The sequence below is a fragment of the Arthrobacter sp. TmtSoilC48 genome (assembly GCF_059739425.1).
Genome location: NZ_AP046049.1, coordinates 2,644,649 through 2,657,735, shown reverse-complemented (window position 1 = coordinate 2,657,735; position 13,087 = coordinate 2,644,649). Strand labels below are relative to the sequence as shown.

The 13,087-nt window shown below is 61.6% G+C and carries 12 protein-coding genes; all 12 read left to right on the top strand.

The features are described from left to right. Nucleotides 1–8 precede the first annotated feature (8 nt). Complete coding sequence (gene dop, locus AC6I97_RS12520; protein ID WP_497947081.1) at nt 9–1,628, top strand: depupylase/deamidase Dop; 1,620 nt, start codon at nt 9–11, stop codon at nt 1,626–1,628. A 117-nt stretch (nt 1,629–1,745) separates the two neighbouring features. Further along, nucleotides 1,746–1,949 carry a ubiquitin-like protein Pup gene (locus AC6I97_RS12515; protein ID WP_216925702.1) on the top strand — a complete coding sequence of 68 codons (204 nt, stop codon included), beginning with the start codon at nt 1,746–1,748 and terminating at the stop codon, nt 1,947–1,949. An 80-nt stretch (nt 1,950–2,029) separates the two neighbouring features. Further along, a complete protein-coding gene (prcB, locus tag AC6I97_RS12510; protein WP_224090384.1) occupies nt 2,030–2,839 on the top strand; it encodes a proteasome subunit beta in 810 nt (269 codons plus the stop codon). A 1-nt stretch (nt 2,840) separates the two neighbouring features. After that, entirely contained in the window at nt 2,841–3,548 is a 708-nt protein-coding gene (gene prcA, locus AC6I97_RS12505; protein ID WP_224164419.1) for a proteasome subunit alpha, read from the top strand. 1 nt (nt 3,549) lies between these two features. Further along, the gene (pafA, locus tag AC6I97_RS12500; protein WP_224164420.1) at nt 3,550–4,914 is read left to right on the top strand and encodes a Pup--protein ligase; all 1,365 of its coding nucleotides are present in this window, start codon (nt 3,550–3,552) and stop codon (nt 4,912–4,914) included. A gap of 129 nt (nt 4,915–5,043) precedes the next feature. Continuing rightward, the gene (locus AC6I97_RS12495; protein WP_497945016.1) at nt 5,044–5,973 is read left to right on the top strand and encodes an FKBP-type peptidyl-prolyl cis-trans isomerase; all 930 of its coding nucleotides are present in this window, start codon (nt 5,044–5,046) and stop codon (nt 5,971–5,973) included. A gap of 70 nt (nt 5,974–6,043) precedes the next feature. Then, nucleotides 6,044–6,439: an FKBP-type peptidyl-prolyl cis-trans isomerase gene (locus AC6I97_RS12490; protein WP_216925697.1), complete on the top strand. Its 396-nt coding sequence runs from the start codon at nt 6,044–6,046 to the stop codon at nt 6,437–6,439. 97 nt (nt 6,440–6,536) lie between these two features. Then, nucleotides 6,537–8,576, top strand: a complete 2,040-nt coding sequence (locus tag AC6I97_RS12485) for a helix-turn-helix transcriptional regulator (protein WP_497945015.1) — start codon at nt 6,537–6,539, stop codon at nt 8,574–8,576. A 9-nt stretch (nt 8,577–8,585) separates the two neighbouring features. Next, nucleotides 8,586–8,936, top strand: a complete 351-nt coding sequence (locus AC6I97_RS12480; RefSeq protein ID WP_497945014.1) for a hypothetical protein — start codon at nt 8,586–8,588, stop codon at nt 8,934–8,936. A gap of 36 nt (nt 8,937–8,972) precedes the next feature. Further along, nucleotides 8,973–9,242 carry a Sec-independent protein translocase subunit TatA gene (tatA, locus tag AC6I97_RS12475; protein WP_224090393.1) on the top strand — a complete coding sequence of 90 codons (270 nt, stop codon included), beginning with the start codon at nt 8,973–8,975 and terminating at the stop codon, nt 9,240–9,242. Nucleotides 9,243–9,248: 6 nt separating this feature from the next. After that, complete coding sequence (tatC, locus tag AC6I97_RS12470; RefSeq protein WP_497945013.1) at nt 9,249–10,085, top strand: twin-arginine translocase subunit TatC; 837 nt, start codon at nt 9,249–9,251, stop codon at nt 10,083–10,085. Between the two features lie 24 nt (nt 10,086–10,109). Next, complete coding sequence (locus AC6I97_RS12465; protein ID WP_497945012.1) at nt 10,110–13,079, top strand: DEAD/DEAH box helicase; 2,970 nt, start codon at nt 10,110–10,112, stop codon at nt 13,077–13,079. The last annotated feature ends 8 nt before the right edge of the window (nt 13,080–13,087 follow it).

The following is a 13,087-nucleotide window of genomic DNA, read 5'->3' as shown; positions in this document are numbered from 1 at the left end:
GCGGCGCCATGCGCGTCATGGGTTCCGAAACCGAGTACGGAATCCATGCGCCATCGGCGCCGGGGGCGAACGCCACCATGATGTCCGCCCGGATCATCCAGGCCTATGCGACGGTCACCCGCCAACGTGCCGCCGGGGGAGCGGAAACGCGGTGGGACTATACGGACGAAGAACCCTTGCACGATGCCCGCGGCTGGACGGTTGACCGGGCAAGTGCCGATCCCAGCCAGCTGACTGACCAGCCGCCAGTGCTCGACGCCGAGGCAGTCGCGTTGGCGTATGGCCGCCAGGAATTGGAACTGGATGGCCAGGACGAATCCGGTTCGCTCCTCATGAACATGGTCCTCGGGAACGGCGCCCGCCTTTACGTGGACCATGCACACCCGGAGTACTCAAGCCCTGAAGTCACCAACCCGCGGGATGCGGTGGCCTGGGACGCTGCCGGCGATCTCGTAGCACTTGCCACGGTGAGGAAAGTAGCGGCAGACACCAGCCTTCCGCCGATCAACCTCTACAAGAACAACACGGACAACAAATCGGTGTCCTACGGCTCGCACGAGAACTACCTCATGCCCCGTTCAGTTCCTTTTGGCGACATCATCCGAGGACTCACACCATTCTTCGTGTCCCGGCAGGTGATTTGTGGGGCCGGGCGTGTGGGGATCGGACAGGAAAGTTCCACGGCCGGCTACCAGATCAGCCAACGGGCAGACTTCTTCGAGGCTGAGGTGGGCCTGGAGACCACTATCCGACGCCCCATCATCAACACCCGGGACGAGCCTCACGCGACCGCGGATAAGTACCGGCGGCTTCACGTCATTATCGGCGATGCGAACCTCAGCCAGGTTTCCAACTATCTGAAGTTCGGCACCACGGCCATGGTTCTCAGCCTCATTGAAGCCGGCCAGGCGCCCCGCATCGAAGTCCATGAACCCGTTCAGGCACTGCAGGCCATCAGTCATGACACAACTTTGGCCACTACCGTAAGACTGCTGGATGGACGGCGGGTGACCGCCCTGGATATCCAGTGGATGTATTACGAAGCTGCCGCAAAGCTGGCGCAGGAGACCGGAGTTGCCGATTCCGTCACTGGCGACGGGCACACGCATGGCGTACTTGAACGCTGGGAATCGACCCTGTCACTGCTGGGCAGCGATCCCGCTGCTGCGGCGTCATCCGTGGAATGGATAGCCAAGAAGTCCCTGCTTGAGGGGTATCGGAACCGCGACGGCCTTGGTTGGGACGATGCCCGGCTAGGGTTGGTCGATCTCCAATGGTCCGATATCCGGCCGGAGAAGGGCCTTTACTACCGGATGCTGTCCAGGGACAGGATGATCCGGATCGTCGACGACGCCGACATCGCCAGGGCGGTGGGTGAACCGCCGTCGGACACACGGGCGTATTTCCGCGGACGGTGCGTTTCAAGCTTCGGCAAGGACGTCGTTGGCGCCAGTTGGGACTCGGTCATCTTCGATGTTCCGGGACTTGGGAAACTGCAGCGTGTTCCCACCCGCGAACCACTTCGGGGGACCCGGGCGCTCACAGGAGCCCTCTTTGACCGGCATCAGGAGGCGGGCTCGTTCCTGGCCGAATTGCTGGGCCAAAAACCGCCGCCGCCCAAGGACTGAGGCATTCAGCCACGGGCAAAAATGGTGCCTTGGCAAAGCCGGGCGCAGCAGCCCACGGCGTGGCAATATGGCAGTAGGAAGTCCCCACAACCGGGGGCTGACAGTAGGGAGATGGAAATGGCAGCTCAGGAGCAGCAGCAACCGCAGTCACGGGATACTGAGACTGAAGTAGACGTCCCGGAGGCACCACCGGCAGCACCCGAAGCCCAGGCCTCGGATGCCACCCAGGGCGTGGACGACCTCCTTGACGAAATCGATGGCGTCCTGGAATCCAACGCTGAAGAGTTCGTCAGGGCCTTCGTCCAAAAGGGCGGCCAGTAAGCGGACCCGGACAAACCATGTACTGCCCGGCTGGCGCGAGGCCACCGGGCATCGGAATGCAGAGTCGAAGGAGTGCAGCAATGCAGGACCCATCAACCGGCCCCCTGGCCACCCAGGCAACGTCTTCATTCACGGAGCACCTTCAACGCTCGCGTCCCGAACTCCTTCCGTTCAACCAAACGTTGCCGGCCGGTACCGTTCCGTCCTCGCCGCACGCGACCACCATCGTCGCCTTGACGTATGCCGGCGGCGTGCTGATGGCGGGGGACCGGCGGGCAACCATGGGAAACGTGATCGCCAGCCGGCACATTGAGAAGGTCTTTCCCGCGGACCAGTATTCGGTCCTGGGTATTGCCGGTACGGCGGGCCTGGCAATCGATATCACGCGGCTCTTCCAGGTGGAACTGGAACACTACGAGAAAATTGAGGGCACGCTTCTTAGCCTCGTGGGCAAGGCGAACCGTTTGGGTGCGATGATCCGCGGCAACTTGCCCATGGCAATGCAGGGAATGGCGGTGATTCCCTTGTTTGCCGGTTTCGACCACGTATCGGGCACCGGACGGCTTTTCTCCTACGACGTCACCGGTGGGCGCTATGAAGAACAGGAACACCACTCCGTGGGTTCCGGTTCAGTTTTTGCACGTGGAGCCCTGAAGAAACTTTGGAAGCCGAACCTTTCGGAAGAACAGGCTGTGGCCGTCGCGGTTGAGGCGCTCTACGACGCCGCGGACGACGACTCCGCAACGGGAGGCCCGGACCCCGTCCGCCAGCTGTGGCCAGTGGTTTACACGGTCAACCGTGCCGGTAATCGCCGGGTACCTGAACGGGACCTGGCGGCGATAGCCGGTGCCATCGTCGAATCCCGTGCCATCGCCGGACGGGAGGCCTGACATGACGCAGCAGTTCTATGTCTCACCCGAACAGCTGATGAAGGACCGTGCGGATTTCGCACGGAAGGGCATTGCCCGCGGACGCTCCGTAGTGGTGATCAGTTGTGCTGATGGCATCGCACTGATCGCTGAGAACCCGTCACCGTCGCTGCACAAAATCGGCGAGATTTACGACAAAATCGCTTTCGCAGCAGTGGGCAAGTACAACGAGTTCGAAAGCCTCAGGCAGGCCGGGGTGCGGTACGCGGATGTCCGTGGCTACTCGTACGACCGCGAAGACGTGACCGCCCGGGGATTGGCAAGCGTCTACGCGCAGAGCCTCGGCGCTGTGTTCACCGCCGAACAAAAGCCGTTCGAAGTGGAACTGGCCGTGGCTGAAGTCGGCCTGGCGCAGGAGCAGGACCACCTGTACCGGCTCACCTTTGATGGCTCGATTGCCGACGAGAACGGCTTCGTGGTGATGGGTGGACTTGCCGACCAGATTTCCGACGTCGTAAGCGGGGCTTGGGAGCCCGAGCTTGGTTTTGCCGGAGCCATGAGATTGGCTTTGCGCGCTTTGGCGACGGACAAGGAAGCCGACGCCCTCCCGGCGACCGCCGTCGAAGCTGCCGTTCTGGACCGCGCTTCGGAGAGTCACCGGGGTTCCCGCCGGGCTTTCCGGCGTCTGCTCCCCGAGGACATGACACAGCTGCTCACAGAGGAGGCTTGAGATGGACAAACGCATATTCGGCATCGAGACGGAGTTTGGGATTTCCTATTCCAGCCCCGACTCACGTCCTTTGGCCCCCGAAGAAGTGGCCCGCTATTTGTTCCGCAAGGTGGTGAGCTGGGGCAGGTCTTCCAACGTCTTCCTGACCAACGGTTCACGCCTGTACCTGGACGTTGGTTCGCACCCGGAATACGCCACCGCGGAATGCGACGACCTCGCGCAACTCATCGCGCACGACCGCGCCGGAGAGCTCATCCTGGACGACCTCGTTGATGAGGCCCAGGCCCGGCTCGCCGCGGAGGGTTTCAATGGCACGGTGTACCTCTTCAAGAACAACACCGACTCCGCCGGAAACTCCTACGGAAGCCACGAAAATTACCTCATACCGCGTCGGGGAGAGTTCTCAAGGTTGGCCGAGATCCTCATCCCGTTCCTGGTGACCCGTCAACTCATCGCGGGAGCGGGCAAAGTCCTGAAGACACCCCATGGTGCAACTTTCGCCTTCTCACAGCGGGCAGACCACATCTGGGAAGGTGTGTCTTCTGCCACCACCAGGTCACGCCCCATTATCAACACCCGTGACGAGCCGCATGCCGATGCCGAGTTCTATCGTCGGCTCCATGTGATCGTGGGTGATTCCAACATGTCCGAAACCTCCGCACTCCTCAAAGTGGGCACGGTTGACCTGATCCTGCGCATGATCGAGGCAGGGGTGATCATGCGGGACATGCGAATGGAGAACCCCATCCGGAGCATCCGGGAAATTTCGCATGACCTCACGGGCAGCGCTTTGGTCCGCCTGGCAAACGGCAGGCAGCTCTCGGCGCTCGATATCCAGCGCGAGTACCTTGCAAAGGTCACAGAGTTCGTGGCCGCGAACGGCGCACATAATGCCCACGTGCCGCTTATTCTCGACTTGTGGGAGCGGACCCTGGACGCCATCGAAAGTGGCGATACCAGCACTATTGACACCGAAGTGGACTGGGCCATCAAGAAGAAGCTGATGGACGGTTACATGCGCCGGCACGACCTCAGCCTGGACTCGCCACGCATTGCTCAACTGGATCTCACTTACCACGACATTTCACGCCAGCGCGGCCTCTTCTTCCTGCTGCAATCACGGGATGCCGCGCGGCGTTTGGTTCCCGAAACCGAAGTGAAGGACGCTGTTGACACTCCTCCACAGACAACCAGGGCCAAGCTGCGGGGAGACTTCGTCCGGAGGGCGCAGGAGCTCGGACGCGACTACACGGTGGACTGGGTGCACTTGAAGCTCAACGACCGCGCACACCAGACAATCCTCTGCAAGGACCCCTTCCGCAGCGTGGACGACCGCGTTGATGCGCTCTTGGACTCCATGGGCTAACAGCCTTTCTGAGCGTACTCCCAGCTTCACGGGCTATTCTGGACTGTGGCCTCTTTCCAAGAGGCCATTGCCTTGGATCTGCCATGCGCCTTTCCGAGTGTCCTTTGCCCCGACGAAAGTGTCTTTTTTGTGCGCCGACTCCTAGCAATTCTTCTTCCTGCCCTGCTGCTCATCACTGCGTGTGGGGGCGGGGGCACGCCAGCCGCCGAGCCCACCAGCCAGTCATCGGGCGATGTCTCCAAACTCGATTCCGTCAAGGTGACCGACAACGGAGATGACAAGGCCCCTGGCCTGGACTTCACCAAGCCTCTCACCGTCGCTGAACCTACTATCAAGGTAGTCAGCGAAGGCAACGGGGACCGTATCAAGGCCGGCCAGGTTGCCGAGCTCGCATACATCGCCGTGGATGGCAATGACGGCAAGACCGTTGAAGACGTCTACAAGAACGGCCCCCAGCCCATTGAGCTGAATGACGAGCTCAAGAAGGGCAACGAGCTGATCTACAACGCCATTGTTGGCGCCAAGATCGGTTCCCACATCGCGTTCGCCGCGCCGGGTTCGGCAGCCACGGGCGCTGCCGCCGGCTCTACGCAGTTGGTGGTTTTCAAGCTGCTTTCCGCCAAGGAAGCCGCTCCGGTCCTGTCAAAGCCGGAAGGCGAGACAGTCACTCCTCCGGCTGGGCTCCCCACCGTGAAGGAAGACGACAAGGGCATCCCGCAGATCTCCGTTGAAGGCGCAGCCGCTCCGAAGGAACTCATCGCACAGGACCTCATCAAGGGCTCCGGCGCTGCTGTTAAGGCTACTGACACCCTCACGGTGAATTACGTTGGCGTCAATCTTGTGGGCGGCCAGAAGTTCGATTCGAGCTTTGACCGGGGACAGACAGCAAGCTTCGCGCTTTCCGGCGTCATCAAGGGCTGGACCCAGGGCCTGGAAGGCAAGACCGTCGGCTCCCGCGTCCTTCTGGTCATCCCGCAGGACCTTGCTTATGGCGCTGCTGGACAGGGTGAAGCCAAGGGCGATCTCGTCTTCGTCGTTGACATCCTCGGCGTCAAGTAGGCAGCCACCTGATCCGGGACTGGCTAAGCTGGTTCCTGACACCATTCGTCCCTCACACCAAGGAGCAACCATGTCATTTGGTCAGCGTGACTTCGACCGCACCAAGCCCGAAATCGACTTCCCGGAAGGCGACGTTCCCACCGAGCTCGTCATCACGGACCTCATTGAGGGTTCCGGCGCCGAGGCCAAAGCCGGCGACACCGTTTCCACCCACTACGTTGGCGTCGCCTGGTCCACGGGCGAAGAGTTCGACGCTTCCTGGGGCCGTGGCGCTCCGCTGGACTTCCGTGTTGGTGTGGGCCAGGTCATCCAGGGCTGGGACCAGGGCCTGCTGGGTATGAAGGTTGGCGGCCGTCGCCGCCTTGAGATCCCTTCAGAACTGGCGTACGGATCCCGTGGCGCCGGCGGAGCAATCAAGCCCAACGAGGCCTTGATCTTCGTCGTTGACCTCGTAGCTGTCCGCTAGCGCGCAAGCTTCCTGCCAAGGCGCGTTGCCACCCGGCTTTGCCGGGCCGGTGACGCGCCTTGCTGCTTTCGCCCAGGACTTTAGTAACGTAGCAACCGTGTCCGCATCCCGCACTGAACGACTCCTGAACCTCCTGCTTGCCTTGCTCAATACCAGGGTGGGCCTTCCGCGCTCCGTCCTGCGGGAGAAGGTCTATCACGACACCGCCGAAAACGACGTCGCATTCGGACGGATGTTCGAGCGCGACAAAGTGGATCTGAAACAGTTCGGCTTTGAGATCGAGACCCTCACGGACCCCCGCAATTTCGGGTCCGAGGACCCCGCATCAACCCGCTACCGCATCGGCAAGGACTCCAACAGGCTCCCTGATGTCAGCCTGACTCCGGCTGAATCCACTGTCCTCCTCCTTGCCGCCCAGTTGTGGGAACGTGCTGCCCTCGGCAACGCCGCAGTCAATGCCGTCCGTAAGCTGCAGGCGGCAGGTGGGTTCACCGACGTCGACCTGCCTGCCGGCGTCCAGCCGCGGATCAAGCCAGCCGGACAAGCATTCGACGACGTCGTTGGAGCCATGCACGGCCGCCATGCGGTCCGCTTCGGCTACCTCGCCGGAAGCACCGGCCGTGAGGAAGTACGCGAGGTGGAGCCGTGGGGCCTGGGGAGCCGGTTCGGGCAGTGGTACCTCGTGGGATTCGACCGGGGGAGGGCCGCCAAGAGGATTTTCAGGTTGTCACGCATGACCACCGCCGTCTCCGTCATACCGGGCAGTTCCTTCGAGCCGCCAGCCGGTTTCAACGCCCGGGCGGAGCTGGATTCCCTCAACGAACTTCCCTTGCAGCAGGCTGTCCTGGACGTAGATGAGGGACGCCTCCTCGCCCTGCGCAAACGTGCTGTTTCCACCGGCTCCGAGGAAGAACGGGCTGGGAAGGGAACAGGCGGCCGGGACAGGCTGGTCGTGGACTTCCGGGACCCCGGGCAGTTCGCCGAGGAACTGGCCTCGTATGGTCCCCACGTCAAAGTGCTTGAACCGGCCGAGCTGCGTGCCGCCGTCGTACGCCGGCTCAAAAGCGCTGCGGACTTCAATGCGTCTCCAGCCATCCCCGTGGAATTTCCCGAGGCTGCGCGCGCGGAGCGATCGAGGAAACGCACATCCGAAGACCAGCTCACGCGCATGCTGCAGTTGGTGCCGTTCCTCGTCCACCATCAGGGCCTGCACGTGCAGGAGGTAGCGGACCGCTTTGGCATCAGCCGCAAAGCCCTCATTGACGACCTCAAGATACTGATCTGTTCCGGGCTGCCCGGGGGCTACCCGGACGACCTCCTGGACATCCAATGGGAAAACGACCATGTGTACATCACGGAGCACCTGGACCTGAACCGTCCTGTGCGCTTCAGCGAGGACGAAGCCGCCGCGCTGCTGACTGGATTGTCGATGCTTGGCGATCTACCTGCACTGGCAGGTTTGGCCGAGGACGAACCGGGCAGCGCCCTGGAGTCTGTGACCATCAAGTTGACGGGCGCTGCAGGACAGGCCGGACGCCTGGCCGGGGCAGTTGCGGGCCAGTCGGTGGCACCCGAGCAATCGGGGGCGTTCGCAACCATTACCCACGCCATCAGGGACGGCCAGCAACTGCGCCTTAGCTACCTTTCCCCGCAGCGGGACGAAGTAACCGAGCGCGACGTGGATCCCCTGCGGCTGTACTCCCTGGACAACACCTGGTACTTCGAGGCCTACTGCCATAGCAAGTCGGGACTGCGGAATTTCCGGCTGGACCGCGTGCAATCCCTGGAACCCAATGGCCGTCCCGTCTCCGGAACAGCAACTGCTGATGCAGACTTTCCGGCAAGGCTCTTCACGCCCAGTGACGACGACGTCCTGGTGGTGCTTGAATTGACCAGGCAGGGCGCTGGCCTGGCTGATGACTACTACGCCGAACGCACGGCTGAGTTGCCCGACGGCGGGCTGCTTGCCGAGGTGCGCTTTGGAAATGTGGAGTGGTTACCGATGTTTGTGTCCCAACATGGAGGGACAGTGCGGGTGCTGGACCCTGCGCAGTTGCGCCAGGAAGTCCAGGCTTGGCTCACGGCGGCGCTTGACCAATACGGTGCCGTTTCCTCTTCGGACATCGTGGCTGGCTAGACTACTCAGATGCCTTGGTGGTTTTGGATCCTGCTGTGGATCGCGCTCATAGCCCTGTCGTTGCTCCTCCATGTGACCCTGGGTTATCGGCTGTTCAGGAAATTCATGGCCACTGTTCATGAATTAGGGGACGCCGGCAAACGTTTCAGCCATCTTTCTCCTGCCGCAGAAACCTCCGATGTTGAGGCTCCGGAACACCACCCGGAGCCGGGATCTGCAATTTTTGCCTCGCCGGAGCAGATGCGTCATGATTACCTGACGGCCAAAGCCTTCCGCCAGGAAGTTCGTCGCCAGAAGCGCGTTCAGCGCAAAGCAGAGCGGGGTCAGCCCCAATCCCTGCACGACATTGAATTCAGATAGACGTAGGATGTATCCAAAAGGAAAGGACCTCCCCACATGAGGCTCGAAGGCTGGCATCTCATCATCATCATCGTTTTGGCTCTGGTGCTTTTCGCCGCACCGAAGCTGCCGTCCATGGCGCGCAGCATTGGACAGTCGATGCGTATCTTCAAGTCTGAAGTCCGGGAAATGAAAAAGGACGGTTCCTCCGAAAAGAAGGAAACGCAGGAACCCTCTGACGCCGTCGAAGGCAGGGTTGTAGACCACCCGGACGTAAAGGCCAAGAACAACGGCGAGACCGACGTTCCGCCCTCCAACCGCGTCTAAGAAGAAGTGGTAGAGACGAAGGGGCGCAAGGCCAACCCCGAAGCCCGGATGGCGCTCCTTGACCATCTTAAGGAGCTCAAGAACCGGCTCTTCAAGGCTGCCATCGGCGTTATTCTTGGGACGGTGCTGGGCTTCATCGTCTACCAACCCCTCTTGGAAGCCCTGATCAAGCCGATCAAAGACCTCAATGAAAAAGAGGGCCGCGCTGCCACCCTGAACTTTGATGGCGTAGCCAGCTCATTCGACCTCATGGTCCAGGTTTCCGTATTCCTTGGCTTGATCCTTTCCAGTCCTGTCTGGATCTACCAGCTGTGGGCATTCATAGTCCCGGGCCTGCACAAGAAAGAGCGCAGGTTGGCTCTGTCGTTTGTAGCAGCTGCCGTTCCGCTGTTTATCGGCGGCGTCCTGCTGGCATGGCTTGTGTTGCCCAACGCCGTGCGTGTCCTAACGGACTTCACACCGACCGGCGCTTCAAACTTCATTAGTGCCGAAATCTACCTTGCGTTTGTCCTCAGGCTTCTTCTGGCTTTTGGAATCGCCTTCCTGGTGCCGGTGGTGCTGGTTGGGCTGAACCTGGCCGGAATCATCAAGGGCAAGCAACTGGTCAAAAGCTGGCGGATCACCATCTTCCTGGTCTGCCTGTTTGCGGCCATGGCTGCCCCGGGTGCCGACGCCATGAGCATGTTCTACTTGGCGGCGCCCATGCTCCTTCTGTTCTTTGCTGCCATCGGTGTGTGTCTCTGGAATGACCGCCGGCGGGAACGTCGTGCCATCAAGCGTGCTGCTGAGACCGAAGCCACGGCAGATATTGCCACCCCGGCCTCGGATCTGGAGAATCTCTAGACCTCAGGCCATTAGGCTTGGTGCATGTCCTCCATTTCCGGGTCCCAATCACCATCAGACCGCTACCAGGCGGCCGCTCACCGGGCAGCTGAGGCCAAGACATATCTTGGTGCCTTTGCCCGTTCCCTGGACTTCGAATTGGACGACTTCCAACGTGAGGCGTGCCGCTCATTGCAGGAGGGCAGAGGCGTCCTCGTCGCGGCGCCTACCGGTGCCGGCAAGACGATCGTTGGCGAATTTGCCATCTACCTGGCTCTGGAACGTGGCCTCAAAGCGTTCTACACAACACCCATCAAGGCGCTGAGCAACCAGAAGTTCTCCGAGCTCGCCGCCAAGTATGGCTCTGCCAACGTTGGCCTGCTGACGGGCGATACAACCATCAACGGTGAGGCGCCCGTTGTGGTGATGACCACCGAAGTCCTCCGCAATATGCTCTATGCCGACTCGGAGACACTCGGCGACCTCGGCTTCGTCGTCATGGACGAGGTCCACTACCTCGCAGACCGCTTCCGCGGAGCCGTATGGGAGGAAGTCATTATTCACTTGCCCAGTGAAGTGCAGGTTGCTTCGCTGAGCGCCACTGTGTCCAATGCTGAAGAGTTTGGTGCGTGGCTGGATACCGTTCGGGGCGATACTGACGTCATCGTGTCCGAGCACCGGCCCGTGCCACTGTGGCAGCACGTCATGGTGGGCAGGGAGATCGTTGACCTCTTTGCCGGCGATACCACTTTCGATGAAATCGCCCCACAGATACCGGACACCGAGGTACCGGATCTCAGCGATGTTGAGGATGCCGTTGACGAGGCTGTCCTTCCGGCAGAAAGCCGAAAGTTCGCAGCCAAGAGTCTTGTGACCTCCACGGCCAGGCAGGCAGTTACCGGCCCTGAATTCGAAGTGAACCCGGATCTGCTGGCAATGGCCAGATCCGAGAGCCGGATGAACTTCAACGGCCGCTTCGGCCATGGTGGCCGGAGCCGCCGTCGGCAGGACCGCTACCGGGATGAGCGGCAGAGCCCTGAACAGCGCAGCCCGGTTCGGAAAGCAAGCCGTCCGCAGGTCATTGAGAGCCTTAACCGCCAGGGCCTGTTGCCTGCCATCACGTTCATCTTCTCCCGGGCAGGTTGTGATGCTGCGGTGGCCCAGTGCGCGGCGTCCGGCCTGTGGCTCACCACTGAGCGCGAACAGCAGATCATCGCCCAGCGCGTGGACGAAGCAAGCCACGAAATTCCTGCAGACGACCTTGATGTCCTGGGTTTCTGGGGCTGGCGCGACGGCCTCATCCGGGGCTTTGCGGCTCATCACGCGGGCATGCTGCCTACCTTCAAGGAGGTAGTGGAGAAACTGTTTGCAGATGGCCTGGTCAAGGCGGTGTTCGCTACTGAAACCTTGGCACTCGGAGTCAACATGCCTGCGCGCTGCGTGGTGCTGGAAAAGCTCGAAAAATTCAATGGGGAAGCCCACGTCAACATCACGGCGGGGGAGTACACGCAGCTGACCGGTCGGGCCGGACGCCGCGGCATCGACGTCGAGGGCCACGCCGTGGTCCTGTGGCAACCCGGAACAGACCCCGCGGCAGTGGCTGGCTTGGCGTCACGCCGCACGTATCCGCTGAACTCCAGCTTCACGCCCACCTACAACATGAGCATCAACCTGATTGCCCAATTCGGCCGGGTGCGGGCGCGCGAGATCCTTGAGTCGTCCTTCGCGCAGTTCCAAGCGGACCGTTCCGTGGTGGGCCTCGCCAGGCAAGTCCGTGGACGCGAAGAATCATTGGCCGGCTACGCCAAGTCCATGGAATGCCACCTCGGCGACTTCACGGAGTATGCCCGGCTCCGCCGCGAACTCAGCGACGCTGAGCAGTTCGCGGCGCGCGACCACCAACGCGCCCGGAAGTCCAGAGTGGCTGATTCCTTGACCCGGCTCATACCCGGGGACGTCATTACTGTCTCCAGTGGCAGGTTGGCCGGACACGCCGTCGTGCTTGATGTCGATCCCAATGCCCGCGAACCGCGGCCGTCTGTCCTCACCTCGGACAACCAGCTGCGTCGTATCGGCGTCCATGACCTCGACGGCCCCATTTCCCCGGTGACCCGCATTCGGATTCCCAAATCGTTCAACGCCAAGGTGCCCAAGTCGCGCCGTGATCTTGCAGCCTCCATGCGGAACGCGATCAGCGATGAAGCACCGCGCGCCAGGCGGAACAGCAGGCACGAGGACTTCGGTCTGGGCTCGCGTGCCCAGGACCAGGAGCAGAAGATCACTGAACTACGCAGGGCGCTCAGGGCGCATCCCTGCCATGGCTGCAGTGAGCGCGAGGACCACGCCCGCTGGGGGGAGCGTTGGTGGAAACTTCGCAAGGAGACCGACGGCCTGGTCCGCCAGATCCAAAGCAGGACCAACACGATTGCCAAGACGTTCGATCGCGTATGCGACGTCCTCTCCGCCTATGGCTACCTCGAAACCGACGACGCCGGGAAGGTCACCATCAGCACGGATGGGCAGCGGCTGCGCCGCATCTACGGTGAGAAGGACCTGCTTATTTCACAGTCCATCAGGCGTGGAGCCATCAACGATCTCGATGCTGCCGAACTGGCCTCCTTGGCCAGCACCCTGGTGTACCAGGCAAAGCGCGAAGACCGGGGCCTTCGCCCGAGGATGCCCTCGGTTGCACTGGAAACGGCGGTCGACATCGTCGTTCGGGAATGGTCGCAACTTGAGGACATTGAGGAACAGAACAGGCTTCCGCTGACCGGCGAACCGGAGCTGGGCCTCATGTGGCCCATGTATAAATGGGCCAAAGGCCGCCATCTTCAGGACGTGCTCAGCGGCACTGACCTTGCTGCGGGCGACTTCGTCCGTTGGGCAAAGCAAGTGGTTGACCTTCTGGACCAACTCGCCAAAATTCCACAACTGGATCCCCGCTTGGCGCGGATCTGCCGTGAATCCATCGACCTGGTCCGCCGGGGTGTCGTGGCTTACTCAACCGTCGCCTGACCCGGAAC

Coding starts and splice junctions, on each gene's coding strand:
- tatA (WP_224090393.1), top strand. CDS start 8,973: ATGAGGCTCGAAGGCTGGCATCTCATCATCATCATCGTTTTGGCTCTG.
- pafA (WP_224164420.1), top strand. CDS start 3,550: ATGGACAAACGCATATTCGGCATCGAGACGGAGTTTGGGATTTCCTAT.
- AC6I97_RS12465 (WP_497945012.1), top strand. CDS start 10,110: ATGTCCTCCATTTCCGGGTCCCAATCACCATCAGACCGCTACCAGGCG.
- AC6I97_RS12480 (WP_497945014.1), top strand. CDS start 8,586: ATGCCTTGGTGGTTTTGGATCCTGCTGTGGATCGCGCTCATAGCCCTG.
- AC6I97_RS12515 (WP_216925702.1), top strand. CDS start 1,746: ATGGCAGCTCAGGAGCAGCAGCAACCGCAGTCACGGGATACTGAGACT.
- prcB (WP_224090384.1), top strand. CDS start 2,030: ATGCAGGACCCATCAACCGGCCCCCTGGCCACCCAGGCAACGTCTTCA.
- AC6I97_RS12490 (WP_216925697.1), top strand. CDS start 6,044: ATGTCATTTGGTCAGCGTGACTTCGACCGCACCAAGCCCGAAATCGAC.
- prcA (WP_224164419.1), top strand. CDS start 2,841: ATGACGCAGCAGTTCTATGTCTCACCCGAACAGCTGATGAAGGACCGT.
- dop (WP_497947081.1), top strand. CDS start 9: ATGCGCGTCATGGGTTCCGAAACCGAGTACGGAATCCATGCGCCATCG.